Genomic DNA, 26516 nt, shown 5'->3' with positions numbered 1-26516 from the left:
AACTGAAAAAGGATGTAAGAGATTTTGTCGAAAAATATTTTTTGGACACCCCTGAGGGGCCGAAAAGCCTTGATAAATCAACATTTCTAGAGGGAGGAGTGCTGATGGAAGCGATGATGGAGCAGCGTGACGGCGTCGCCTTGTTTACGATTTGCCGTCCCGAAAAACGGAATGCAGTCAATTTTGCAGTGATGGAGGCGCTTGAGGGAGCGCTGAGCGAGGCGGAAGCGGATGAGCGGGTCAAAATATTTGCCATCACGGGCGCTGGCGATGAGGCTTTTTGCTCGGGCGGCGATTTACACGAGTTCGGGCCTTTGCGCGGCGCTGAGGCGAAACAGATGCTGACGCGCATGGGGGAGGTGCTCTACCGGCTGCTGACGTTTCCGAAACCGACGGCCGCGCTCGTCAATGGCGCCGCGATGGGAGGGGGCTGCGAGCTGGCGACGGCCTGCGATTTCCGTTTTGTCAAAGAAGGAAGCCGAATCGGGTTCATTCAAGGGCGGCTCGGCATCACAACCGGCTGGGGCGGCGCCTCGATGCTGTTCGGCAAACTGCCGTACGCGCGGGCCCTCGATCTATTGCTGCGCGCTGAACCGATGACAGCGGAAGATATGGAAGCGTGCGGGTGGGCTGATGCGGTCTTGGCGGCTGACCACTGGCGCGAGCAATGGCAGGCGCGGCTCGCCCTTTATGCCGCGCGGTCGCTCGCTGTTTTAGAAGCCTATAAGGCGGCAGCGGGCGAAAAATGGCGAACAGCTTGGTTTCGTGAGCAATTTTTCGCTGAAATCGACCGCTGCGCCGCACTATGGGGGTCGGTTGAACATGAACAGGCGTTGCGTCCTTTTTTTCGCAAACAGTAATTTTTTCCTTCTACTGTTTCTATTAGCCGCATACATATAATGACAAAGCGGCGATGAGGAGGGAAGGGAGATGACCGGAGTACGCCAGGACGCTTGGACGAAAGAGGAAGATGAACTGTTGGCCAACGTTGTGCTTCAATATATTCGCGAGGGCGGCACCCAGCTAGAAGCGTTTGCTGAGGTGGGGCGGCGCTTGTCGCGGACAGCGGCAGCGTGCGGGTTCCGCTGGAATTCGTACGTTCGCAAGCAGTATAAAGAGGAAATTGAACAGGCAAAGCAAGAACGGAAAACGCGAAAAAAAGAGGCGGCATCGGTAAAAGAAGGCGGGGGACAAACGGAGATGGAAGCGGCAGCAGAGAGCAAACTGTCATGGACGGAAGTGCTCGCTTTTTTGCAAGCGGAAGGGCAAAAAGCGCGCGACGCCCGGCGGACAGCGGATGAAAATCGGGCGTTAAAAAACGATATGGAGCAGCTGCAACAAATGGTGACAAAGCTGCAAATGGAAAAGGAAGCGTTGCAAAAGCAGCTGGCGGCCGTCCAAGAGGAGTATAAAACGTTGCTCGCCATTATGGAGCGGGCGCGGAAAATAGTGGCGGGCGCCGAAAAACAAACGGAGCCGGCGGCTGAGCGCGTCGGGGAAGGATAAAAGCTGGCCTTTGGGCCGGCTTTTTTTTCTTAACGGATGACGGGGACATTTGCTAAAATAAGGCTAACGCAATTTGGCGGGAAGGCGGGGGAGACATGTGAACATTGGCATTGTCGGCGGCGGGGCGGTCGGCCTGCTTCTTGCCGCTTATCTCGGGCGGCGCCATAAGGTCACGGTGTATACAAGGCGCTTGTCTCAGGCGAGGCAGCTTGCTGAATGCGGCGTCGCCCTGAAAAAAGAAGGAAAAACAACGGAGACTGCCGTTCAAGCAAGGCCGTTTGCCGGGACGGAACTCATTGAGCCGCTTGTGTTTGTGACGGTTAAACAATATGATGTGGCGGATGTCTGCTCCCAGCGTGATTCGTTCCGCCGCGTCGGCACGATTGTTTTTTTGCAAAACGGGATGAGCCATCTCGAACAGCTGTCTGTTTTTGCTGACAAAAACATCGTCGTCGGCGTTGTGGAGCACGGCGCGTTCAAGCTTGACGATCGGACGGTTGCGCACACAGGCGCCGGCAAACTGACGCTTGCCCCCTTCTATGGGTCGCCTGCTGCGGCCGCCGGGCTGGCTAGAGATCGAGAGTTTCCCATTGAATGGGCGGACGATTGGGAGCGCATTCTTGTCGACAAACTTGTCGTCAATGCGGTCATCAACCCGTTGACGGCGCTGTTGCAAGTGAAAAACGGCGAGCTTCTTGAGGTGGCGCCGTATCGGGACATGATGGCGCAGCTGTTTGATGAAGTGCGGCGGGTGTTGCCGCTTCGTGACGTCGGACGGGCGTGGGAGCGGATCGTTCATATATGCCGGAACACGGCGGACAATTATTCGTCGATGTATATGGATGTGGCAAACGGGCGTCGGACGGAAATTGACGCCATTTTAGGCTATGTGCTGAAGCAAGGGGAAGCGCGCGGCGTTGCGTTGCCGCTCGTCCGCTTTGTGTATTGCGCGCTGAAAGGGAAGGAAGGGGGGAGCCGCGATGGGTGACTGGCTCGCGCCGGTGTTGGCGACATTCGTCACACTGCCGCTGCTGCTGTTTTGGCTCGTCTATGCGGCCATGCGCCTGTTTGGCGGGCGGAAACGGGCGGCGTTTTACGCGGCGGTCAACGCGGCGACCGCATTTTTCATCGCCGCCGTCTATTTTTTGCTTGCCGTGCTGTTCGGAAAGTCATATTTTGTCCATCTTCTTCTCTTTTTGCTCGGATTGCACGCCGCCATCGCACTCGGCTACTGGCGGAAAAAGGCGGATTTTCACCTGGCGGCGGTGTTTCGTCTATTTTGGCGGGCCAGTTTTCTCATTTTTGCGTCCCTTTACGCCGGCCTGCTCGTCTATGGCATGATGGCGCGCATCGCTGCCGTCCTTTGAGCAATCATTTTTTCCTCTTGGCGCCGAACGTGCTATACTCATGAAAGAATACATAAGAAAGGGAGTTTTCGCCATGGAGGTTCACGAAATTCCGCTGCCGGCGGCGACAAAGCTGGCGGCCGATTACATAACCGGCGCGTTTCCGGCTGAGAAAGGGTTTGACTACGTTTGGGCTGATGATCAGGCGTTTCGCCGCCGGTTGTCTCATTTGCAAAAACGGACATACGACCGGAGCGGGCTTGCCGATTATTTAGACGCCTATCACCGTCGGTTCTCGGCAAGCAGGGCGACGATGCACAATATCGACAAGCTGCGGCAGGAGAACAGCGTCGTTGTTGTCGGCGGACAGCAAGCCGGGCTGTTGACCGGTCCGCTTTATACGATCTATAAAATCATCACCATCATCCAGCTCGCCAAAGAACAGGAACGGAAGCTTGGCGTGCCGGTCGTGCCGCTGTTTTGGATCGCCGGCGAGGATCATGACATCGCGGAAATCGACCATGTGTATGTGGTAGAGGGCGGCGAAGTGAGGAAAGCGCTATATCCGCACAAGCGGAAGGAAAGGCGGATGGCAGCCGACGTCCCGCTTGATCATGAGCTTGCCGGCGCGTGGATCGAACGTGTCGTGAAAACGTACGGGGAGACGGACGCGACGAACGAACTGCTTTCCTTTCTCAAGACATGTTTGGATGAGGCGCGCACGTTTGTCGACTTTTTTGCGGCGATTGTCTTGCGCCTGTTTGCTGCTGACGGATTGGTTGTCTTGAATGCCGGCGATGCGGCGGTGCGCCTTCTTGAGCGCCGTTTTTTCGCCGCGCTCATTGACCGCCATCGCAGCGTGACATCGGCCGTGTTGGCGCAGCAAGAGGCGCTGCGCGCGCTCGGGTATGCGCCGCTCATTGAGATAGCGCCCAACGCGGCCAACTTGTTTTATTACAACGGCCATGAGCGCCTGCTTTTGCACTATGACGAAGAGCGCGGCGCGTTCCGCGACAAGGCCGGGCATATCGTCTTTGCGAAACAGCAGCTGCTTGAGCTTGCCGAGACGAAGCCGCACTGTTTAAGCAACAATGTTGTCACTCGTCCGCTTATGCAAGAGTATTTGCTGCCGACGCTCGCTTTTGTCGCCGGCCCGGGAGAAATCGCCTATTGGGCGGAGTTGAAGGAGGCGTTTTCGCTGTTCGGATTCGAAATGCCGCCGGTGGCGCCGCGCCTGCAGGCGACGATCGTCGGCCGTTCGCTGCAAACCGATCTCGCTGATCTCGGTCTCGAAGCCGCCGACGTATTGGCCGGGCGGCTCGAAGCGGCCAAGGAGCGATGGCGGAAGGAGACGGCTGAAGTTCCGCTTGCCAAGGCGTTTGAGAAAGCGAAAGCCGACATCGAGGCGGCGCATCAGCCGCTGCGCGCGCTTGGCATGGAGATTGACCGCGGATTGGAAGGATTGGTGGCGAAAAATGCTGCCATCATTCAGTCACAAATCGAGTTTCTTCAGCAAACGTTGGAGCGGGCGCTTTTGCGCAAACATGAGACGACATGGCGCAAGTTTTGGCGCGTCGAAACGGCGCTGCGGCCGAACGGAGCGCCTCAGGAACGGGTTTGGAACGTGTTTTACTACGTGAATCGTTACGGATTTGATTTTGTAAAAAAACTTTCGCTGATCGACGCCCCTGGAAACGGAATGCATAAAATTGTATATATATAAAGCTTTTTCAAAGAAAAAGTCGAAAAGAAAAATCCTGTTTCGAGCAGGATTTTTTTTTTGTGGAATGAAATAGTAACAAAACAATCGCCACAGGTTTGGAAATAAAAGTAAAAGGAGGTTGGAACTAATGGCTCCATCTGGGGATGTCCGACAAAAATAAACAAAAAGGGACGTTTTTTTACAAAAAAAGCTAAAATTTTGTCCGTCTTTGCGATATAATAAGGAAGCAGCGTTTGGAAGCAGCAAAGGTGGTGGACATGTGTTTGAACATACAACGGTGCTGTTAAAAGAAGCGGTTGACGGACTGAACATCCGCCCGGACGGCGTCTATGTCGATTGTACGTTGGGCGGCGGCGGTCATAGCGACTATTTGCTTTCCCGCCTCTCAAAGCGCGGAAAGCTGTTTGCCTTTGATCAAGACGAAACCGCCATTTCGTATGCGCGTGAACGGCTCGCCCGTTATGGCCAGCAAGTGCAGTTTGTGCACCGCAACTTCCGGTTTTTGCAAGAGGAGCTTTCCGCCCGCGGCGTCGCTGCCGTCGACGGCGTGCTGTTTGATTTGGGCGTTTCATCGCCGCAGCTCGATGAGCCGGAGCGCGGCTTCAGCTACCAGCACGACGCGCCGCTTGACATGAGGATGGACCGCAAGCAGCAGCTGACGGCGGCGGAGATCGTCAACCGTTGGCCATATGAGGAGCTTGTGCGCATTTTTTTCCGGTACGGCGAAGAAAAATTTTCAAAGCAAGTGGCGCGCAAAATCGAGGAGGTGCGGCGCGAGAAGCCGATTGAAACGACCGGGGAGCTCGTTGAGGTCATTAAGGAGGCGATTCCAGCGCCGGCGCGCCGCAGCGGCGGACATCCGGCCAAACGCATTTTCCAGGCGCTCCGCATCGCAGTCAACGATGAGCTCGAGGCGTTTCGCGAAGCGCTTGAGCAGGCGATTGACTTGTTGGCGCCGGGAGGACGGGTGAGCGTCATTACGTTTCATTCGCTCGAAGACCGCATTTGCAAGGAGACGTTTAAAAAAGCAAGCGAGAACCCGCCATTGCCTCCAGGGCTTCCAGTTCCCCCCAATGACTACCGCCCTGTGTTGAAAATTATTACAAAAAAACCGGTCGTTCCTTCTGCTGAAGAGGTGGAACGGAACCGCCGCGCCCGTTCAGCCAAACTCCGCATTGCTGAAAAACTGCCGCGCGGCTGAGAAAATAGGTGAGGAGAAACAGGAGGGAAACGCTGTGAACCATTTGGCAGTCAAAGTAGCACGCGAACAAAAGCATCCGGCCGCGCCGCCGAGCCAGAAGCCGCAGCGAAAACGGCGCCTTCGGCTGACGCTGGCTGAGAAGCTGTTGATCGTTTCGTTTTTGCTGTTTGTCTTTTACGCGGCGGTCCATACCGTCTCAACCCAAGTGCAAATTTATGAGCTTAATAAAGATGTCCAAAAGTTGGAATCGGCCATTGATGAACAAAAGAAAGAAAATAATGACTTGTACGTCGAAGTGCAGCGGCTGAGCGCGTACGAGCGCATTTTGCAAAAGGCGAAAGAGCTCGGTTTGTCGCTCAACGAAAACCACGTCAAAGTCGTACAGGACTGATGGGCGATGGAGGCAAAAAAGCATCGCAACACCCATCGCGGGGCGTTTATTTTGTTTTGCGTGTTCAGCTTTGCCTTTTTTCTTTTGTTTGCCCGCTTTGTGCAAGTGCAGTGGACGGGAAAAGCGGAAGGCGAAGCGCTGGCGGAGATCGCGCAGCAGCAGCATAAGCAGACGCGCACGATTGAAGCGAAACGCGGGACGATTTTTGACCGCAACGGCGCCATTTTAGCCCAAGACGTGCCGTCGTATACAGTCGCCGCCATTGTGGACCCGGATGATCCGCGCCGTGTCGCCGATCCAGAGGAAACAGCGGAAAAGCTCGCTCCGCTGCTTGGCATGGACGTCGAGCAAATGGAGCGCATTTTGACCAAAAAGGCGAAACAAGTCGAGTTCGGCTCCTATGGCCGCAATATCAGCTTCGAGCTGAAGCGGAAAATTGAAGCGCTCCATTTGCCGGGCATCATCTTTACCCGCGACACTGCCCGGTTTTACCCGAATGGCGTGTTCGCCTCGCACGTCATCGGCTACGCGCAAAAAAATGCGAAAAACGAAACGGTCGGCAAAATGGGAGTAGAAAAATCGCTTGACCGTTATTTGCGCGAAAAAGACGGCTATGTGTCGTTTGCCAGCGATGCGAAGGGGTTCCGTCTGCCGGAGGCGAGAGAGCGCACGATTGCAAAGCCGGACAACGGCGCGAACGTGTATTTAACGATTGACGCGAAAATCCAGACGTTTTTGGAAGACGCCATGAACGGCGTAGAAAAGCAGTACAAGCCGAAAAAGATCATCGCCATCGTGGCTGATCCGAAAACAGGAAAAATTTTAGCGATGGCGACTCGCCCGAGTTTTGACCCGAACAAACGCGATATTGCGAACTTTTTAAATGACGCTATTTCCTACCCGTATGAGCCGGGGTCGACGATGAAGGTGTTTACGCTTGCTGCCGCCATTAATGAAGGAGTGTACAACGGCAATGAAACGTACCGTTCCGGCTCATACAAAGTCGGGCCGAACACCATCCGCGACCATAACGATGTCGGTTGGGGGACGATTACGTTCAATGAAGGGGTGCAGCGCTCTTCGAACGTCGCTTTTTCCATTTTGGTGAAAGAAAAGCTCGGGGAAGACCGGTTTTTGCAGTATTTGCATCGTTTCCATTTCGATCAGAAAACGGGCATTGATTTGCCGAATGAGGCGATAGGGCAAATTCGTTACCGTTATCCGATCGAACGGATTACGACCGGGTTCGGGCAAGGGACGTCAGTGACCCCGATTCAGCAAATCCAGGCGGCGACAGCGATCGCCAACGACGGAAAAATGATGAAGCCGTACGTCATTGAAAAGGTGGTCGATCCAGACAGCGGCAAAGTCGTTCTCGACCACGAGCCGACTGTCGTCGGTGAACCGATTACGGCTGAAACGGCGCGGAAGGTTCGGGAAATTTTGGAAACGGTTGTCACCTCAGAGCACGGCACCGGCCGCCCGTACCAAATTGACGGCTACCGCGTCGCCGGCAAAACGGGGACGGCGCAAATTCCATCCGCTTCCGGCGGCTATTTGACCGGACGGGAAAATTATATTTTCTCGTTTTTAGGCATGGCGCCGGCGGATGATCCGCGCCTTCTCATGTATGTAGCTGTTCAGCAGCCGCGGTTGGATGTGACGGAAACCGGAGCGGCGCCTGTTTCGCAAATTTTTACAACGGTGATGAAAAGCAGCCTGCAATATTTGCATATTGAACCGAGCAAAGAAAAATCGGTGGAAACGAAACTAGCGGCGCAACGCGCGCTCGATTCGCTGGTCGGCGAGGCGGCCGTCACGGCGGCGGAGCAGTTGAAGAAAAACGGCTATGTGCCGGTCGTCATCGGCACCGGCCGGTACGTTGAGCGGCAGCTTCCGCGCGGCGGAGATCGTCTTCTTCCCGGCGAGCGGGTCGTGTTGAAAACGGATGGAGCGGCGACGATGCCGGACTTGCGCGGGTTTTCGCTGCGGGACGCCATGAAAGTGGCTCATATACTCGGCCTGCGGCCAAGCACGAAAGGAACCGGCTATGTCGTCAGCCAAAACATCCGCCCGGGAGCGCGAGTGCGGCAAGGGGATTATTTGATCGTCGAACTGGCTCCGCCGCGCCAGTGGGAAGAAACGGCGGCAAAGAAAGAACAAGAGGCGGCTGAACGGAAAGAGGCCGGGCCTCACGAGTGATTTTTTGCCGTTCTATAACGGGGCGTACAAGCATATAGTGGAACGAGCCCATCATGAAGGAGGTTCCGCCATATGCGCGTATCGTACGTGACCGTGCGCAAACGGTTGACGATCGTCTTTTTGATCGGCGTTTTGGTTTTTGCCATTATCGATCTCCGTCTCGGCTATGTCCAATTTTGGCTCGGCGATCTATTAGCGGAACGGGCGAAAGGGCTGTGGGGTCGGAACATCCCATTTGAGCCGAAGCGCGGCGAAATTTTGGACCGCAACGGCGTCCCGCTGGCGACGAATATGAGCGCGCCGACGGTGTATGTCATCCCGCGGCAAGTGAAAAATCCGGCGGAAGCGGCAGAAAAGCTGGCGGCGGTTTTGGGCGCTTCGGTCGAATCCGTTTATAAACAAATGACAAAAAACACCTCGATCGTCCGCTTGAAAGAAGGGCGGAAAATTTCCGACGAGAAAGCGGCGGACGTGCGCGCGCTCGATTTGGACGGGGTGTACATTGCTGAAGACACGAAGCGCTACTATCCGTTTGGCAGCTACTTATCGCATGTGCTTGGCTTTACTGGCATTGACAACCAAGGGCTCACAGGGCTTGAACTGTATTATGACAAAGAACTGAGCGGAGAACGCGGTTCGGTGCAGTTTTACTCCGATGCAAAAGGGCGGCGCATGCCCGATATGGCGGATGACTATACGCCGCCGACCGACGGCTTGAACTTGGTGCTCACGATTGACTCACGCATTCAGACGATCATAGAGCGGGAGCTCGATATTGCTGAGGCGAAATACAATCCAGACGGCATCATCGCCATTGCCATGAACCCGAATACGGGGGAAATTTTGGCGATGGCGAGCCGGCCGACGTTTGACCCGGCCGATTACCGCAGCGTCCCTCCGGAAATTTACAACCGCAATTTGCCGATTTGGAGCACGTATGAACCGGGGTCGACGTTTAAAATCATTACGTTGGCTGCAGCGCTTGAGGAGCATAAAGTCAACCTCCTTAAAGACCACTTCTTTGATCCGGGCTACGCTAAAGTGGCCGGCGCTACGCTCCGCTGCTGGAAAAAGGGCGGCCATGGGGAGCAAACGTTTTTGGAAGTCGTACAAAACTCGTGCAACCCGGGATTTGTCGCTTTGGGGGAGCGGCTCGGAAAGGAAACGCTGTTTCGTTATATTAAGCAGTTTGGCTTCGGTGAGAAAACCGGCATTGACCTGCAAGGGGAAGGGACTGGCATTTTGTTTGACTTAAAGCGGGTCGGGCCGGTCGAATTGGCGACGACCGCGTTCGGCCAAGGGGTGTCGGTGACGCCGATCCAGCAAGTCGCCGCCGTATCGGCCGCGATCAACGGCGGCACTCTATACACCCCGTACATCGCCAAAGAATGGGTCGACCCGGAAACAGGGGAAGTCGTACGCCGCAATACACCAAAGGCGAAACGGCGCGTCATTTCCGAGGAAACGTCGAAACAAGTCCGCTATGCGCTTGAGAGCGTTGTCGCCCAAGGCACAGGGAAAAAGGCGTATGTCGAAGGCTACCGCGTCGGCGGGAAAACCGGAACGGCGCAAAAAGCGCAAGGCGGCCGCTATTTGCAAAACAACCATATCGTGTCGTTCATCGGTTTTGCGCCGGCGGACGACCCGCAGCTCGTCGTGTACGTCGCTGTTGACAATCCGAAAGGCACGGTCCAATTCGGCGGCACGGTTGCGGCGCCGATCGTTGGCAAGGTCATAGAAGACAGCCTGCGGGTGATGGGCGTGAAGCCGCGCAAAGACCAACTTGAGAAGGAACGGGGCTGGGATGAGCCGAGAGTCATTGAGGTGCCGAATTTGATCGGACTGACAAAAAAAGATTTGCAAGAACAGTTTTTTGACTTAAAATTAGATGTTAGTGGCGAGGGCGATGTCATCGTCGAACAATCGCCGGAGCCCGGGGTGAAAGTAAAAGAAGGCTCGACGATTCGCATTTATTTGGCGAAACGCGAAGCGGCAGAGGAGCGGTAAACGATCTTGCAAGGGGCGGCCGATGCGATGACTCATCGGGTTGGTTGCGCCCCTTTTTCCGCTGTCCGCTCATAGGGCGAGCTATTTATAAGCGAAAGGGATGACTAAGGATGAAATTGCAAACGTTGCTGTCGCGCTTGCCCGGTTTTTGGGTGCATCGCGGGGGCAATCCGGATATCGTCGCGCTCGAAATGGATTCGCGCCATGTCACGCCCGGTTCGCTGTTTTTTTGCCTTAAAGGATTTACGGTGGACGGGCATGACTTTGCGGAACAAGCGGTGGCGCGCGGAGCAGCGGCGGTCGTGGCTGAGCGTCCGCTCGCGGTGGACGCGCCGCTTGTCCTTGTGCCGGACAGCCGGCGGGCGATGGCGATTTTGGCTGATGCGTTTTACGGGCACCCGACCCATCGACTTCATTTAATTGGCGTGACGGGCACAAACGGAAAAACGACGACGACTCATATCATTGACCAGATCGCGAGAAAGGCCGGCAAAAAAACGGGGCTGATCGGCACGGTCGGGATCAAAATCGGCGCCCGTTCTTACCCGGCGGCGAATACGACGCCGGAGTCGCTCGTCTTGCAACGCACGTTTAAACAGATGATCGACGAGGGCGTGGAGTTTGCGGCCATGGAAGTGTCGTCGCATGCCCTTCACCAAGGACGGGTGCATGGCTGCGATTACGATGTGGCCGTGTTTACGAACTTGACGCAAGATCATCTTGACTATCACGGAACGATGGACGAGTATCGGAACGCCAAAGGGCTGTTGTTTGCCCAGCTCGGCAACCGCTACGACGAGCGGCGGCCGAAATTTGCCGTTTTGAATCATGATGATCCTGTTTCGCAATATTATAAACATATGACAGCAGCACCAATCATCACTTACGGTATTCGCACGAAGAGCGATGTGATGGCGGAAGAGATTGCCATGACCCCGTCCGGCATGGCCTTTCGGCTGTGCACGCCGCACGGATCGGCAGTGGTGGAAACGAAGCTCGTCGGCTTGTTCAACGTCTATAACATGCTTGCGGCGGCCGCTGCCTGCCTTGCCTCCGGGTTTTCGCTTGAAACGATTGCGGCGGCTTTAAGGGATGTCGAGCCGGTGTCCGGGCGGTTTGAAACGGTCGATGAAGGGCAAAATTTTACTATCATTGTAGATTATGCCCATACGCCGGACAGTTTGGAAAACGCGCTAAAAACGGTGCGCCAATTTGCGAAGCGGAACGTCTATGTCGTCATTGGCTGCGGCGGCGACCGCGACCGGACGAAGCGGCCGCTTATGGCGCAGGTGGCGGTGCGCCACGCGGATGTCGCCGTGTTCACCTCCGACAATCCGCGCTCGGAAGACCCACAGCAAATTTTGCGGGATATGGAAGCGGGGGTAAGTGATCAAGATGGAAGGTACGTGACGATTCCTGACCGGGAAGAGGCGATCCGCTACGCCATCCGGCAGGCGCAAGAAGGAGATGTTGTGTTGATTGCCGGTAAGGGGCATGAAACGTACCAAATCATCGGCGGCAATGTGATTGAGTTTGACGATCGCGCTGTCGCCCGAGCGGCGGTGAGGGAGAGAACATGACGATGGTTACGTACGGAATGGTGCAGAAAATTGCGAACGAAGCGCGCGGCATTGTGGACGAAACGATTCGTTTTCACGCGGTGTTTGTCAATCCGGCCGAACAGGTGAAAAAAGGGCTGTTCGTGCCGCTTGAAGATGCGGCGGAAACGCTGAAAACGGCCATCGAGCACGGGGCGATCGCTTCGTTTTGGCCGATCGGAGAGCCGTTGCCGCGCTACATTCCTAATCAGTTTCCGCTCTTTTTCGTCCCGTCGCCGCTTGCGGCGGCCGCCGCGCTGCTTGAGCGGTATTTGCGGGAAGGCGGCCGGGGAACGGAATTTTCGTTTTCGTTCCCGGAAGAAGGCGGGGAGTATGTCCCGGCTGATGAAGCAATCCGCCTCCGGCTCGCCGAGTTGCAGAAACGGTGGCTGGACGCGCGGCAGGCAAAAGGATGTGACGATTCATGCCAGAACAAATAATTGTCATTGCGATGGCTGTTTCCTTTTTGGTCACCGTCATTTTGTCGCCGCTGTTCATCCCGTTTTTGCGGCGGTTAAAATTTGGGCAAAGCATTCGCGAGGAAGGGCCGAAGTCGCATCAAAAAAAATCGGGCACCCCGACAATGGGCGGCATTATGATTTTGCTTTCGATCGTGGCGACAACGTTATGGATGACATCGAGATTGGCCGTCCTGTCGGTGGAAACATATTTATTGCTGCTTGTTACGGTTGGCTACGGGGTGCTCGGCTTTTTGGACGATATGATCAAAGTGGTGATGAAGCGGAACCTGGGGTTGACGAGCCGGCAAAAATTTATCGGCCAGCTCATCATTGCCGTTGTTTTCTTTTTTGTCTACCGGCAAAGCGGCTTTTCGACGGAAGTACATATCCCCGGGACCGGTTGGTCGTTTGACCTTGGCTGGGCTTATGGGGTGCTGCTTTTGCTCATGCTTGTCGGCGGCTCCAACGCTGTCAACTTGACCGACGGGCTCGATGGGCTTTTGGCCGGCACGGCGGCGATCGCCTTTGGCGCGTATGCCGTGTTGGCTTGGAATCAAGGTCAGTACGATGTGGCGGTGTTTTGCGTCGCCGTTGTCGGCGCTGTGCTCGGCTTTTTAGTGTTTAATGCCCATCCGGCAAAAGTATTTATGGGGGATACCGGATCGCTCGCGCTTGGCGGGGCGATCGCTGCGGTCGCTGTCTTAACGAAACTCGAGCTGCTGCTGATCATTATTGGCGGCGTCTTTGTCATTGAAACGCTGTCTGTCATCATTCAAGTCGCCTCGTTCAAAACGACCGGCAGGCGCGTTTTCCGCATGAGCCCGCTCCATCATCATTATGAGCTCGTCGGTTGGTCGGAATGGCGCGTTGTCGTGACGTTTTGGGCCGTCGGCCTGTTGTTTGCCATGCTAGGAATTTATATCGAGGTGTGGATGTAATTGAAACCGACTCTTTTCTATCAACATCGTCGTGTGCTTGTGATTGGATTGGCGAAAAGCGGGGCGGCAGCGGCCCGCCTGCTCGTTGAATTAGGGGCGGAAGTCGTCGCCAACGATCAAAAACCGTTGGCGGAAAACGCGGAGGCGAAGCAGCTTGAAGAGCTCGGCGTCCGCGTCGTTTGCGGCGGCCATCCGCTCGAACTGCTCGATGAGCCGTTTGACCTCGTCGTGAAAAATCCGGGCATCCCGTATACGAATCCGTTAGTGAAAAAAGCGCTTGAAAAAGGGCTTCCGGTCGTGACCGAGGTGGAGCTGGCTTATCACATTTCCGAAGCGCTGTTTATCGGCATTACCGGATCGAACGGGAAAACGACGACAACGACATTGATTTATGAAATGTTAAAGGCGGATGGCCAAGACCCGTTGCTTGCCGGCAATATCGGCTTAGTCGCCTGCGAGGTGGCCAAGGAAGCGAAGCCGGGCCAATGGCTCGTCACCGAACTGTCTTCGTTCCAGCTTGCCGGCATTGATCAATTCCGTCCTACGATCGCCGTCTTGCTTAACATTTTTGATGCCCATTTGGACTACCATGGCACAAGGGAAGCATACGCGGCGGCGAAGGCGAATATTTTCCGCAACCAAACAGAACAAGATTATGCGGTCGTCAACGCGGATGACCAGACCGTGATGGACATCGCCGCCTCGATTCGATCGCAAAAGGTGCTGTTTTCGGCGACGAAGCCGCTCGGTGAAGGGGCGTACGTCGACAATGGCGCCGTTTGCTGGAACGGAGAGCCGATCATCAAGACAGCAGACATTGTCCTCCCCGGCCAGCACAACGTGGAAAACATTTTGGCCGCGGTGGCGGCTGCCAAGCTGGCCGGCGCCAGCAACGAGGCGATCGTTCAAGTGTTGACGACGTTTGCCGGCGTAAAACATCGGCTTCAATATGTAGCCGAAGTCGACGGCCGGCGGTTTTACAACGACTCGAAGGCGACGAACATTTTGGCGACGCAAAAGGCGCTTTCGGCGTTCGCCGGCGAACCGGTGATTTTGTTGGCCGGCGGGCTTGACCGCGGCAATGAGTTTGACGAGCTTCTTCCGTACTTGCGGCAGGTGAAAGCGGCGGTATTGTTCGGGCAAACGGCGGAGAAAATCGGGCGCATCGCCCGGGAGGCGGGAATAGAAACGATCGAATATGTCGATAATGTGGAAAAAGCTGTCCCGGTTGCCTTCCGGCTTTCCGAGCCGGGCGATGTTATTTTGCTCTCTCCGGCCTGCGCCAGCTGGGATCAATACAAAACTTTCGAGGAGAGAGGGGACATTTTTATCGACGCCGTGCATAAGTTGAAATAGAGGGAAAGGGACAGCCCTTTCCTTCTAGTTTACAAAATAGAGGTGTTGGGCATTGCCGCGGAAAAGGTCTGCGCCGGATTTTTTGTTGATTCTTTTAACGTTTTCGCTCTTGGCCATCGGGCTTATTATGGTGTACAGCGCGAGCGCCATTTGGGCGGAATACAAGTTTCACGATTCGTTTTTCTTTGCCAAGCGCCAGCTGTTGTTTGCCGTCGTCGGCATTATCGCCATGTTTTTTGTGATGAACATCGATTATTGGACATGGCGCGACTGGTCGAAAGTGTTGCTCATCGTTTGTTTCGGGCTGCTTGTACTCGTGTTGATCCCGGGCGTCGGCATGGTGCGCAATGGGTCGCGCAGCTGGATCGGCGTCGGGGCGTTTTCCATCCAGCCGTCCGAATTTATGAAGCTGGCGATGATCGCGTTTTTGGCCAAATATTTATCCGAAAACCAAAAGAAGATTACATCGTTTAAACAAGGATTGCTGCCGGCGCTGGCGCTCGTGTTTGCGGCGTTCGGCATGATTATGCTGCAGCCGGACTTAGGGACGGGCACCGTGATGGTCGGCACATGTGTGGCGATGATTTTTGTCGCCGGCGCCCGCCTCAGCCATTTTGTGGGCCTTGGGGTGTTGGGGCTTGCCGGGTTTGCCGCCCTCGTTTTATCGGCGCCGTATCGAATCAAGCGGATTACATCGTTTTTGAATCCGTGGGAAGACCCGTTGGGGAGCGGATTTCAAATCATCCAGTCGCTGTACGCCATCGGTCCGGGCGGGCTGTTTGGCCTGGGGCTCGGGCAAAGCCGGCAAAAGTTTTTTTATTTGCCGGAGCCGCAAACCGATTTTATTTTCGCCATTTTGGCCGAGGAGCTCGGTTTTATTGGCGGATCGCTCGTCCTTCTTTTATTCAGCCTTCTTCTTTGGCGCGGCGTGCGCATCGCCCTTGGCGCCCCCGATTTGTACGGCAGCTTTTTGGCGCTTGGCATCATTTCGATGATTGCCATCCAAGTGATGATCAACATCGGCGTTGTCACCGGGCTGATGCCCGTCACCGGCATTACTCTCCCGTTTTTGAGCTACGGCGGATCGTCGTTGACATTGATGCTGATGGCGATCGGCGTGCTGCTCAATATTAGCAGACACGCCCGCTATTAGGCAGGCGGCGGCGTCCGCTGTTTTTGTTTGTTCGGGCGGCTTGCCGTCGAACAGTGCCGGCAAATGTTATAAAAAACGGTCTCTCTCGCGATCTATTTGTGATATAATGAAAACAAGTGCAAAGAACAAGAAAACGGCAGCGGATGCCGTTTGTTTTTATTCGAGCGCAGCCATGGAGCTGCCCGCGGGCAGGAAAGCGGGGAAGGCAATGGAAAAGGGAAAGGTTGTTGTTCTTGAAGACCGCGTCCCAAAACTGAAAGAGCGTCGCCGCCAAAAAGCGAACCGTCGGCTGATTTTGTATTTGTCCTTCTTTTTTCTGTTTATTTTGTGCGTTCTTTACTTCCAATCGCCGTTAAGCGCCGTCAGGCATGTGGAGGTGAGCGGAAACCGCCATTTGCCGGCGGAGCGCATCATCAGCTTGAGCGGCATTACGAAGCGGACAAGCTTTTGGAAAGTGAACGAACAAAGTGTGGCAACGAGGATCGCCCGCCATCCGGAAATTAAAGAGGCAACCGTGGAAAAGAGGCTGCCGAACACGATTGTCATCCGCGTCCACGAATGGCGGCGGGTCGCTTATGTCTACGACCGGCAAACATTTTTCCCGCTGCTTGAGAACGGACGGCTGTTAAAGCAGGAAGCGGTGAAAACAGCCCCGAGCGATGCGCCTGTGCTCGTCGGTTGGAAAAACGGCGACGCCATCGCCGAGATGACTGGACAGCTGGCGGAACTGCCGGCGCCGGTGCTTGGCGCCATGTCGGAAATTCACTACAAGCCGAACAGCGAGTATGAAGACCGCGTCATCGTCTACATGAACGACGGGTATGAGGTAAGTGCGACGATTCATCGTTTTGCGGACAAGCTGTCGCATTATCCGGCGATTGTCGCCGAGCTTGACCGAAATGTCAAAGGGGTCATTCACCTCGAAGTCGGCAGCTACTTTGTCCCGTACGAGCCGCCGAAAAAGGAGGACGACGATGAGACAACAAGCCCATAGCCGCATCCTCCTTACTTTTATTTGCTTTTTATTCGGCGCCATGCTCGGGTTTTCCTACCAACATGCCAAAAACGATCCATCCCGCCGCGAATGGAGCGACAGCGAGTGGAAAAGGGAATACGAGTTTCGCTCGGCGCTGATCGCTTTGCAAAAGGAAAACCGGTCGTTAAAGCAACAGCTTGTCGAAAAGCAAGACGAACTGGCCGCTTGGGAAAAAAAACTGGCCGACCGGCAGACGAACGAAGCCGGGCTGGCGAAAGAAGCAGAACAGCTGCGCATGTATGTTGGAAAGGCGAGGGTGAAAGGAAAGGGTGTAGCAGTCACGCTTTCCGACTCCTCTTACATCCCCTCTGAAGCAAGTGCTACTGATTATATCGTTCACGAACAGCACGTATGGAAAGTCGTTCACGAGCTGCTTATTTCCGGCGCCGAAGCGGTCGCCATTAACGGGCAGCGCATTTCCCATCGCTCCTACATTGTGTGCAACGGTCCGGTCATTGAGGTTGACGGGACGCAACATGCCGCTCCGTTTGTCATTTCGGCGATCGGCGACCCGGATGTGCTGTCGTCTGCGCTCGTCCTGCCAGGCGGCGTCGTCGACGAGCTTGTTCAAGACCATATCGATGTAAAAGTGGAAAAGCAAGAGGCGATTACGCTCGATCCGGTATTCGCGCCCAGACCGTAAAACGGGCAGGAAGGAGCGGTGAAGCGCATTGGAGCGAAAAAGACAGCTGTATTTTGCCGGGATTGCCGGCGTGTTCGGATTGATGCTGGCCGTCGGGATGCGGACGACGCTGCCTTCGGAAGAGCGCGATACGCGCGACATTTGGGAGCTGCGCGCCGATTTGACAAAGGAGCAGAAGCTTGAACAGCAGCTGCTTGAGGAGCTGGAACGCTACGAGGCGAAATTGCGCCATTACCGGCGCGAGGAGCAGGAAGACGGTGAGGCGGCGCTCGAGGAGACGGTCGCCGAGCTTAGGGAAGAAGCCGGACTGACCGAGGTGAAAGGGCGCGGCGTGGTGCTGACGATCGCGCCGTTTGCGGCGGGCGGCTACGTCGGTCCGGTCGCCCAAACGGTGTCGCCGGAGCTGCTGCAGCGGTTGGTAAATGAATTGAACAAATATGGAGCAAAGGAAATCGCCATTAGCGGCGAGCGGCTGACGAACCGGACGGCGATTCGCGATGTCAACGGGGTGACGAAAGTCGGTCGCCGGCCGCTTCAGCTGCCGGTTGAGGTGAAGGCGATCGCGGACGATGCGGACAAGCTGTATAGCGGGTTGACGGTTTCGCCGATTCGGGATGATTTCATCGTCGAAAACTTGGAGCTTTCGATTTCCAAGCCGAAACCGATGATCGCCATTCCGCCGTCAACCGAGCGGCTGGAGGTAAAATACATGGAGACGGCGAGCGCCGGCAAGGAGGAGAAATAGCATGTGGCTTCCGCTTCTCGGATTGTTGCTCGGGTTTGCCGTCGGCGTCCTGGCCGGCTGGGAAGTTCCCGATCAGTATTCCAGTTATTTGTCGATTGCCATTTTGGCCGCCTTTGATACATTAATAGGGGGATGGCGCGCCCATTTACAAGGAACGTACGACGAAACAGTATTTATAACCGGGTTTTTTTTCAATATCATCCTTGCCACAACTTTGACTTTTCTTGGGGTGCATCTTGGTGTAGACTTGTATTTGGCGGCCGTCTTCGCGTTTGGCGTCCGCCTGTTTCAAAACATTGCCATCATCCGTCGCCTTTGGCTTGCCGAATGGGCGGAGCGGCGGGAAAATCGCGAAAAAAGTTAAGCGGAAGACAGGAAAGTGTCTTCCTGTGTTGAATTATATGGAGTAAAACAAAATGCGATGTTCTTGCGAAAATCGCGAGCTGGATATAGACGAAGAGATGGACAGGGAAATTTCAGCCGAAAAAGGAGGTGTCGCTGCTTACTGAAACGCCGGCTGACATCGGCGCGTTTTTAGTAGGCAGATGCCAAAAGATGAGCAGCAATGAGATCGTCGTTAGCCTGGATGTCGGAACATCGAGCGTCAAAGTCATCATCGGGGAAATGTTGGGCAGCTCGATTAACATTATCGGAATCGGCAATGTGAAATCAGAAGGGCTCAAAAAAGGCGCGATTGTTGATATAGATAAAACGGTGCAATCGATCAAGCGCGCGGTCGAACAAGCGGAACGGATGGTCGGCCTTTCGATCCGCCGCGTGATTGTCGGGGTGGCGGGAAGCCATATTCAGCTGCATGACTGCCATGGCATCGTTGCGGTTGCCAGCGAAAACCGCGAAATCAGCGATGAAGACGTTGCCCGCGTCATCGATGCAGCGCAAGTCGTTTCCATCCCGCCGGACCGGGAAATTATCAGCGTCGTTCCGCGCCAGTTTATCGTCGACGGCTTAGACGGCATCCACGACCCACGCGGCATGATCGGCGTCCGCTTGGAGATGGAAGGGACGATGGTGACCGGAGCGAAGACGATTTTACATAATCTCCTTCGCTGTGTGGAACGCGCCGGTTTGGAAATCAGCGACATTTGCCTCCAGCCGTTAGCGGCCGGTTCGCTGGCATTATCCGACGATGAGCGGCACTTGGGCGCCGCGCTCGTCGATCTGGGCGGCGGTTCGACAACGGTCGCTGTCTTTGAGCAAGGGGCGTTGCAAGCTGTCTCTTCACTGCCGGTCGGCGGGGAGCATATTACAAAAGATTTGGCCATCGGGCTGCGGACAACAACGGAGGATGCGGAAAAAATCAAATTGAAGCACGGGTATGCGTTTTACGACTACGCTTCGGACGAAGAAGTGTTCAGCGTGCCGGTCATGGGCAGCGATCAACACCAGCAGTTCAGCCAGCTTGAGATCGCCGATATTATTGAGGCGAGGATGGAGGAAATTTTGCAAATGGTTCAACATGAAGTGCGCCGGCTTGGCTTTCGCGACCTTCCGGGCGGCTATGTGCTGACCGGCGGCGTGGCGAATATGCCGGGAGTGTTGGAGTTGGCTCACGTCGTCCTAGGGACGAGCGTCCGTGTTGCCATGCCGGATTACATCGGCGTGCGCGACCCGCAATACACGATCGGCGTCGGCCTGCTCAAGTTCGCCTACCGGCAGGCGCAGCTGCAAGGGAAAACCGTCCCGGCGGCGGCCGCGGCGGAGCCGGCCGAGCGCCCGGCGCCAAAACAACAATCGAAACCGAAAAAGAAAGAAGACCATTTCGGGAAGAAGGTCAAGAAATTTTTCGGTTCTTTCTTTGAATAGAGATTGAAATTTTAGGAGGATTTGGCCATGTTGGAGTTTGAGACAACAGTCGATCAGTTGGCAACGATCAAGGTGATTGGGGTCGGGGGCGGCGGCAACAACGCCGTCAATCGGATGATTGAACACGGAGTGCAAGGCGTTGAATTTATTGCCGTCAATACCGATGCACAGGCGCTCAATTTGTCGAAGGCGCCGACGAAACTGCAAATCGGGGCGAAGCTGACACGCGGCTTGGGTGCGGGAGCGAACCCAGAAGTTGGAAAAAAAGCAGCTGAGGAGAGCAAAGAGCAAATTGAAGAAGCGCTTCGCGGCGCCGATATGGTGTTTGTCACCGCTGGCATGGGCGGCGGCACGGGAACTGGGGCGGCGCCCGTCATCGCCCAAATCGCCCGTGAATTAGGAGCGCTCACGGTCGGTGTCGTCACGCGCCCGTTTACGTTTGAAGGGCGGAAGCGGGCGACGCAGGCCGCAAGTGGCATCGCCGCCATGAAAGAGGCGGTCGATACGCTCATCGTCATTCCGAACGACCGGTTGCTTGAGATTGTTGACAAAAATACGCCGATGCTTGAGGCGTTCCGCGAAGCGGACAATGTGCTGCGCCAAGGGGTGCAAGGCATTTCCGATTTGATCGCTGTGCCGGGGTTGATCAACCTTGACTTCGCCGATGTGAAAACGATCATGTCCAACAAAGGCTCGGCGCTGATGGGCATCGGGATTGCCAGCGGCGAAAACCGAGCGGCTGAGGCAGCCAAAAAAGCCATTTCCAGCCCGCTGTTGGAGACGTCGATCGACGGGGCGCAAGGCGTGCTCATGAACATCACCGGCGGCATGAACTTAAGTTTGTACGAAGTGCAGGAGGCCGCCGACATCGTCGCTTCGGCGGCCGATCAAGAAGTGAACATGATTTTCGGCTCGGTCATCAACGAAGACTTAAAAGACGAAATTGTCGTCACTGTCATCGCGACCGGGTTTAACGAAAACGTTGCTTCGCAGCCGCGGCCGCCGCGCGCCGGCATCGGGACGGCGCCGAAAGTGACGCCGGCGCCGAAGCGGGAAAAGCGCGAAGAACCGGCGCAAGATTATGCGGCGCTCCGGTCCGGGCAGGCGGAAGACCCGCTCGATATTCCGGCGTTCTTGCGTAACCGCAACCGTCGCCGTTGAGGAGCTATCGGGCATGAACAAGCCGTGTTCATGCCTTCTTTTTTTGCCCTCTCCCCGCGCTTCAAAGGGCGGTTTTCCTCGTTCGCACGTTTCCCCTCGCTTTGACAAAACATTCTGTTTTTCACCACCACCGATTGACAGACTTTCCAACGGGATGTGCTATATACTTGTTTCAGACAAAAGCCGATGGGGCGGGGGAGGGGCTTGCCGGTTGGTTGTGTATCTTGATGTCATTTGGCTTTTGAACGTCTGTTTTGATGCAATGCTTCTTTGGCTGACAGCGCTCATGCTTAAGCGCCCGATCGTCTGGTGGCGGCTGTTGGCCGGAGCGTTGATCGGGTCGCTGCTTGTGGTGCTGCTGTTCACCCCGTTGTCCGCCATCGCCCAGCACCCGCTTGCCAAAATGGCCGCCTCGATCTTGATTGTGCTCGCCGCTTTTGGCTTTAAGCGGCCGCGCTATATGATCGAGAACATGCTGGCGTTTTACTTTGCCACGTTCGCTGTCGGGGGCGGCATGCTGGCGGTTCATTATTTTTTCGCCGAGCAACTGTCCGTGCAGAACGGATTATTGATGATGCATCCCCCCGGGGCGGGCGACCCGGTGAGCTGGCTGTTTGTCCTCGTCGGGTTTCCGGTGTTGTGGCTTTTTTCCCGCCGCCGTGTGGAACAGATTCGCGAGAAAAAATTGCGCTTCGAACATATTGTGGATGTCATTGCTGTTTGGGAAGGCCGGCCCCTTGCCCTAAGAGGGCTCATCGACAGCGGCAACCAGCTGTTTGACCCAGTGTCCAAAACGCCGGTGATGATCGTGGACCGGGAAAAAGCGAAGGACGTGCTGCCCGAAGAGCTGATGGCCTATATGGCAGCCATGACGGTTGACGACCCGCCCGAACAGTGGGCCCATCGTCTTCGTCTCATTCCATACCGCGCAGTGGGCAGCGGCCCGCAAATGATGATGGCGGTAAAACTAGACCGCATCGCGCTGTCATACGAAAACGAGTGGCTTGAGGTGAAACATGGGCTTATGGCCTTAAGTGCAGACCCGCTTTCAGCCGACGGAGAATACGATTGCATCATCCATCCGAAAATGGTGCAGGCGGGAAGAAAGCTGACCGCTTCATAGGTCGTTACTATATCATACTCGCGTTTTATCCGTTTAGAAGGGGGATTTTGATGAAAAGATGGAAACTTCGGTTCATGTATTGGCTGTATAAGCTGCTGGCCAAACTTGGGTTGAAGGCCGACGAAATTTACTATATCGGCGGCAGCGAGGCGCTTCCGCCGCCGTTGACGAAAGAAGAGGAAGAGCAGTTGATCGAACGGCTGGCCACCGGTGATGAGACGGCGCGGTCGCTGCTCATTGAACGCAATTTGCGGCTTGTCGTCTACATTGCGCGCAAGTTTGAAAACACCGGCATTCACATCGAAGATTTGATCAGCATCGGAACGATCGGCTTAATCAAAGCGGTCAATACGTTTAACCCGGAGAAAAAAATCAAGCTGGCGACTTATGCATCACGCTGCATTGAAAACGAAATTTTAATGTATTTGCGCCGCAACAATAAAGTGCGGGCGGAAGTGTCGTTTGACGAACCGCTCAATATCGATTGGGACGGCAATGAGCTGCTGCTGTCCGATGTGCTGGGAACGGAAGACGACGTCATTACAAAGGATTTGGAGGCGGACGTCGACCGGCGGCTGCTGCTAAACGCCTTGCACCAGCTGAGCGACCGTGAAAAGCAGATTATGGAATTGCGCTTTGGTTTGTCAGGAGGAGAGGAAAAAACGCAAAAAGATGTCGCTGACTTGCTCGGCATTTCGCAATCGTACATATCGCGGCTCGAGAAGCGGATCATTAAACGGTTGCGCAAAGAGTTCAACAAAATGATGTAGCAAGCGGCGGGAGTGGACGCTCCGCCGCTTTTTTTCGCTCGGACAGGCTGTGCATATTTTTCCCTCCCAGGGAGATACTGAAAACTGACGACTTAGCATCTCCTGATGGGAGGGAACAACTTGACGAGGAACAAAGTCGAAATTTGCGGCGTCGACACTTCAAAGCTTCCCGTCCTCAACAACGAGGAAATGCGGGAGCTGTTTCGCCGGATGCATGAAGGGGATTTGGAAGCAAGGGAAAGATTGGTAAACGGAAACTTACGCCTCGTGTTAAGCGTCATTCAACGCTTTAACAACCGCGGCGAGTTTGTTGATGATTTATTTCAAGTTGGCTGCATCGGACTCATGAAATCGATTGATAATTTTGACCTCAACCAAAATGTGAAATTTTCCACTTATGCGGTGCCGATGATCATTGGCGAAATCCGCCGTTACTTGCGCGATAACAATCCAATTCGCGTCTCGCGCTCGCTGCGCGACATCGCTTACAAAGCGCTGCAAGTGCGGGAGCGGCTCATGAGCGAGACGGCGAAAGAACCATCGACGGAAGAGATCGCGAAAGAGCTTGGCGTCGCCCATGAAGAAGTCGTTTTTGCCCTTGATGCCATTCAAGATCCGGTTTCCTTATTTGAACCGATATACAACGACGGCGGCGACCCGATTTACGTGATGGATCAGCTGAGCGACGAGCGCAACCGCGACAGCCAATGGATTGAAGAAATCGCATTGAAAGAGGGCTTGAGGCGGTTGAATGAGCGAGAGAAAATGATTATCCGCAAACGGTTTTTCCAAGGAAAGACGCAAATGGAAGTCGCCGAGGAAATCGGCATTTCCCAGGCGCAAGTGTCCAGGCTTGAAAAGGCAGCGATCCGGCAAATGAATAAAAACATCCAAGTGTGAACGGCTGCTGGGGCAGCCTTTTTTTCTTTGGCACATAACCGGTTGGGCGGCGTCATATAGATGAAAAAGAGGAGAGGAAAGGCGGGGGACTGAACCGTGATGAGAATTTCCGAGTTTCAAACGAAAGATGTCGTCAATGTGGCCAACGGGAAGAAGCTTGGCAACATCGGGGATATTGACATCGATTTAGATACAGGCAAAATCCGGTCGCTCATTATTTTAGGCTCCGGAAAGATGCTCGGGTTGTTCGGGCGTGAAGAAGCGGTCGTCATTCCGTGGCAAAACATCGTCAAAATCGGAGCGGATGTCATTTTAGTCCGCCTGCATGATGCCGACTGAGCGGCCCGCGCAACGAGCGGCATATTGAGTGGCGGGATTGCACCAATGTTTCGACAAAATCGCAAATAAAGGTTATCACAAACAAACAAACTATGATAAAATAGGAAAAAAAGTGATAAAAACCTACAAAAACAGCGTGAGGTTGACGCGAATGCCGGACATTTTTCAACAAGAAGCTCAAGGATGGCTCCGCTGCGGGGCGCCCCCGTTTGCCGGAGCAGTCGCCGGGTTGACAACGAAACAAGGCGGAGAAAGCGAAGGGCCGTTCGCCTCGCTGAATATGGGGCTGCATGTCGGCGACGATCGCATGCATGTCGTCAACAACCGCCGCCGTCTGGCCGAATGGCTTTCTGTTCCGCTCGATCATTGGGTGTGCTGTGAGCAAGTGCACGGCGCCGTGATTCGGAAAGTGACGAAAGGCGATCGGGGGAGCGGGGCGCACGACTTCGCTGCAGCGGTCCGGGGGGCCGACGGGCTGTATACGGATGAGGCGGGGGTATTGCTCGCACTTTGTTTTGCTGATTGTGTGCCTGTCTATTTTATCGCGCCATCGGCGGGCCTAGTCGGCCTTGCCCACGCCGGCTGGCGGGGGACGGCGGGCGGCATTGTCCAAAACATGGTGCGGCTTTGGCAGGAGCGCGAACACATTGCCCCGTCCGACATCTATGCCGCGATTGGACCGGCCATTGGCCCATGCTGTTACACGGTTGATGACCGGGTGATCGATGGCCTGCGTCCGACTCTTCCTGCGGGCGGCCCGTTGCCGTGGCGCGAAACAAGCCAAGGGCAGTATGCGCTTGATTTAAAAGAGGCCAACCGGCTGCAGCTTGCGGCCGCCGGGATTCCAGACCGCCATATTTATGTATCGGAACGCTGTACAAGCTGTGAGGAGACGTTGTTTTTTTCCCACCGCCGCGACCGTGGGACGACAGGGCGGATGTTGGCGTTTATCGGCCGAAGGGAGGAAACAGCATGACCGTACGCGACAACTTGGCAGCCGTTCGCCAGCGCATCGAGGCGGCTTGCGCCCGCGTCGGCCGCAATCCGGCCGACGTACGCATCGTTGCTGTCACGAAATATATTGATGCCGAAAGGGCGCTTCATGTGCTTGACGCCGGCATTGCCGACCTCGGCGAAAACCGCGCCGGCCAGCTGCTTGAAAAGTATGAACGGATCGGGGACCAGGCGGTGTGGCATTTTATCGGGACGCTTCAGTCGCGCAAGGTGAAGGACATTATCGATAAAGTCGATTACATCCATTCGCTTGATCGCCTGTCGCTGGCGAAAGAAATTGAAAAGCGGGCGGTGCGGCCGGTGAAATGTTTTGTGCAAGTGAATGTATCGGGAGAAGCGACGAAGCACGGCCTCTCTCCTGACGAGACCGTCCCGTTCATCGATCAGCTCCGTTCGTTTTCGCACCTTGAGGTCGTCGGATTGATGACGATGGCCCCGCATACGGATGACGAGGCGGTATTGCGCGCCTGCTTCCGGCAATTGCGGGTCTTGAAAGAGCGCGTTCAGGCGCTCCGCTGGCCGCATGCGCCGTGCACGGAGCTGTCGATGGGCATGTCGAACGATTACGAGATCGCCATTGAGGAAGGGGCGACGTTTGTGCGCATCGGCAGCGCGCTTGTCGGATCATTGTAGGAGGTGAACTTGATGGGGTTGATGAAAAAATTTCGCGATTATTTTTTAGAAGAAGATTACGAAGACTATGAAGAAGAATACGAAGCGCCGCAGCCGGAAGAGGAGGCGCCGCTGCTGAAGGCGGCAAACAAGGCGAACGTCGTCAGCTTGCAAAGCGTGCAAAAATCGGCGAAAGTCGTGCTCGCTGAGCCGCGGGTGTATGCGGAGGCGCAGGAAATCGCCGATCATTTAAAAAGCCGGCGGGCGGTCATCGTCAATTTGCAGCGCATCCAGCATGAGCAGGCGAAGCGGATCGTCGACTTTTTAAGCGGCACGGTGTACGCCATTGGCGGCGACATTCAGCAAGTTGGCACGAAAATTTTTTTGTGCACCCCGGACAACGTCGACGTCAGCGGCGCGATTTCGCTTGACGGCGAGGATGACAGACCGATAAAGAGGTGGTAGCC

The 26516-nt window shown here is 55.3% G+C and carries 27 protein-coding genes; all 27 read left to right on the top strand.

Features of this window, described 5'->3' with window-relative positions:
• Positions 1-104: 104 nt before the first annotated feature.
• On the top strand, positions 105-860 hold the full coding sequence (locus CV945_RS08015; RefSeq protein WP_033010253.1) for an enoyl-CoA hydratase/isomerase family protein: 756 nt from the start codon (positions 105-107) through the stop codon (positions 858-860).
• A 70-nt stretch (positions 861-930) separates the two neighbouring features.
• A complete protein-coding gene (locus tag CV945_RS08010) occupies positions 931-1506 on the top strand; it encodes an RsfA family transcriptional regulator (protein WP_055358184.1) in 576 nt (191 codons plus the stop codon).
• Between the two features lie 97 nt (positions 1507-1603).
• Positions 1604-2494: a 2-dehydropantoate 2-reductase gene (locus CV945_RS08005; protein WP_100659530.1), complete on the top strand. Its 891-nt coding sequence runs from the start codon at positions 1604-1606 to the stop codon at positions 2492-2494.
• Positions 2487-2873, top strand: coding sequence for a DUF3397 domain-containing protein (locus CV945_RS08000; protein ID WP_033010250.1), 387 nt, complete (start codon positions 2487-2489; stop codon positions 2871-2873). The genes CV945_RS08005 and CV945_RS08000 overlap by 8 nt, the downstream gene beginning before the upstream one ends.
• Positions 2874-2946: 73 nt before the next feature.
• Positions 2947-4575, top strand: coding sequence for a bacillithiol biosynthesis cysteine-adding enzyme BshC (gene bshC / locus CV945_RS07995; RefSeq protein ID WP_100659529.1), 1629 nt, complete (start codon positions 2947-2949; stop codon positions 4573-4575).
• A 259-nt stretch (positions 4576-4834) separates the two neighbouring features.
• Positions 4835-5776, top strand: a complete 942-nt coding sequence (rsmH, locus tag CV945_RS07990; protein ID WP_033011333.1) for a 16S rRNA (cytosine(1402)-N(4))-methyltransferase RsmH — start codon at positions 4835-4837, stop codon at positions 5774-5776.
• Positions 5777-5810: 34 nt separating this feature from the next.
• Positions 5811-6167, top strand: coding sequence for a cell division protein FtsL (gene ftsL / locus CV945_RS07985; protein ID WP_033011332.1), 357 nt, complete (start codon positions 5811-5813; stop codon positions 6165-6167).
• Between the two features lie 6 nt (positions 6168-6173).
• Complete coding sequence (locus CV945_RS07980) at positions 6174-8369, top strand: penicillin-binding protein (protein WP_100659528.1); 2196 nt, start codon at positions 6174-6176, stop codon at positions 8367-8369.
• 72 nt (positions 8370-8441) lie between these two features.
• Positions 8442-10376, top strand: a complete 1935-nt coding sequence (locus CV945_RS07975) for a stage V sporulation protein D (RefSeq protein WP_044742633.1) — start codon at positions 8442-8444, stop codon at positions 10374-10376.
• A 110-nt stretch (positions 10377-10486) separates the two neighbouring features.
• Positions 10487-11956, top strand: coding sequence for a UDP-N-acetylmuramoyl-L-alanyl-D-glutamate--2,6-diaminopimelate ligase (locus tag CV945_RS07970; protein WP_033011329.1), 1470 nt, complete (start codon positions 10487-10489; stop codon positions 11954-11956).
• Positions 11953-12414 carry a hypothetical protein gene (locus CV945_RS07965; RefSeq protein ID WP_047818095.1) on the top strand — a complete coding sequence of 154 codons (462 nt, stop codon included), beginning with the start codon at positions 11953-11955 and terminating at the stop codon, positions 12412-12414. The genes CV945_RS07970 and CV945_RS07965 overlap by 4 nt, the downstream gene beginning before the upstream one ends.
• Complete coding sequence (mraY, locus tag CV945_RS07960; protein WP_033011325.1) at positions 12399-13373, top strand: phospho-N-acetylmuramoyl-pentapeptide-transferase; 975 nt, start codon at positions 12399-12401, stop codon at positions 13371-13373. The genes CV945_RS07965 and mraY overlap by 16 nt, the downstream gene beginning before the upstream one ends.
• A complete protein-coding gene (gene murD / locus CV945_RS07955) occupies positions 13374-14729 on the top strand; it encodes a UDP-N-acetylmuramoyl-L-alanine--D-glutamate ligase (RefSeq protein WP_033011323.1) in 1356 nt (451 codons plus the stop codon).
• A 52-nt stretch (positions 14730-14781) separates the two neighbouring features.
• Positions 14782-15882 (top strand): stage V sporulation protein E, encoded by a 1101-nt coding sequence (gene spoVE / locus CV945_RS07950; RefSeq protein WP_044742637.1) that lies wholly within the window; start codon positions 14782-14784, stop codon positions 15880-15882.
• Between the two features lie 208 nt (positions 15883-16090).
• A complete protein-coding gene (gene divIB / locus CV945_RS07945) occupies positions 16091-16876 on the top strand; it encodes a cell division protein DivIB (protein ID WP_033011316.1) in 786 nt (261 codons plus the stop codon).
• Positions 16857-17561, top strand: a complete 705-nt coding sequence (locus CV945_RS07940; RefSeq protein WP_033011314.1) for a DUF881 domain-containing protein — start codon at positions 16857-16859, stop codon at positions 17559-17561. Before divIB ends, CV945_RS07940 begins: the two co-directional genes overlap by 20 nt.
• 28 nt (positions 17562-17589) lie before the next feature.
• The gene (locus CV945_RS07935) at positions 17590-18306 is read left to right on the top strand and encodes a DUF881 domain-containing protein (RefSeq protein WP_033011312.1); all 717 of its coding nucleotides are present in this window, start codon (positions 17590-17592) and stop codon (positions 18304-18306) included.
• A gap of 1 nt (position 18307) precedes the next feature.
• On the top strand, positions 18308-18670 hold the full coding sequence (locus CV945_RS07930; RefSeq protein ID WP_033011310.1) for a small basic family protein: 363 nt from the start codon (positions 18308-18310) through the stop codon (positions 18668-18670).
• Between the two features lie 191 nt (positions 18671-18861).
• Positions 18862-20130: a cell division protein FtsA gene (gene ftsA, locus CV945_RS07925; protein WP_033011337.1), complete on the top strand. Its 1269-nt coding sequence runs from the start codon at positions 18862-18864 to the stop codon at positions 20128-20130.
• Between the two features lie 27 nt (positions 20131-20157).
• Positions 20158-21291 (top strand): cell division protein FtsZ, encoded by a 1134-nt coding sequence (gene ftsZ, locus CV945_RS07920; protein ID WP_033011308.1) that lies wholly within the window; start codon positions 20158-20160, stop codon positions 21289-21291.
• A 211-nt stretch (positions 21292-21502) separates the two neighbouring features.
• Entirely contained in the window at positions 21503-22414 is a 912-nt protein-coding gene (spoIIGA, locus tag CV945_RS07915) for a sigma-E processing peptidase SpoIIGA (protein WP_033011306.1), read from the top strand.
• A 50-nt stretch (positions 22415-22464) separates the two neighbouring features.
• Positions 22465-23184, top strand: coding sequence for an RNA polymerase sporulation sigma factor SigE (sigE, locus tag CV945_RS07910; protein WP_033011303.1), 720 nt, complete (start codon positions 22465-22467; stop codon positions 23182-23184).
• A gap of 120 nt (positions 23185-23304) precedes the next feature.
• The gene (sigG, locus tag CV945_RS07905) at positions 23305-24084 is read left to right on the top strand and encodes an RNA polymerase sporulation sigma factor SigG (RefSeq protein WP_100659531.1); all 780 of its coding nucleotides are present in this window, start codon (positions 23305-23307) and stop codon (positions 24082-24084) included.
• 96 nt (positions 24085-24180) lie between these two features.
• Positions 24181-24423 (top strand): YlmC/YmxH family sporulation protein, encoded by a 243-nt coding sequence (locus tag CV945_RS07900; RefSeq protein WP_033011301.1) that lies wholly within the window; start codon positions 24181-24183, stop codon positions 24421-24423.
• A 151-nt stretch (positions 24424-24574) separates the two neighbouring features.
• Positions 24575-25399, top strand: a complete 825-nt coding sequence (pgeF, locus tag CV945_RS07895; protein WP_063330462.1) for a peptidoglycan editing factor PgeF — start codon at positions 24575-24577, stop codon at positions 25397-25399.
• A complete protein-coding gene (locus CV945_RS07890) occupies positions 25396-26070 on the top strand; it encodes a YggS family pyridoxal phosphate-dependent enzyme (RefSeq protein WP_063330437.1) in 675 nt (224 codons plus the stop codon). The genes pgeF and CV945_RS07890 overlap by 4 nt, the downstream gene beginning before the upstream one ends.
• Before the next feature lie 12 nt (positions 26071-26082).
• Positions 26083-26514 carry a cell division protein SepF gene (locus CV945_RS07885; protein ID WP_033011296.1) on the top strand — a complete coding sequence of 144 codons (432 nt, stop codon included), beginning with the start codon at positions 26083-26085 and terminating at the stop codon, positions 26512-26514.
• Positions 26515-26516: the final 2 nt, after the last annotated feature.

Origin of the sequence: Geobacillus sp. Manikaran-105, assembly GCF_002809955.1 — a bacterium.
GTDB classification, from domain to species: domain Bacteria; phylum Bacillota; class Bacilli; order Bacillales; family Anoxybacillaceae; genus Geobacillus; species Geobacillus thermophilus.
Note: the sequence above shows the minus strand (reverse complement) of the source record. Positions and strands in the feature narration are given on the sequence as shown.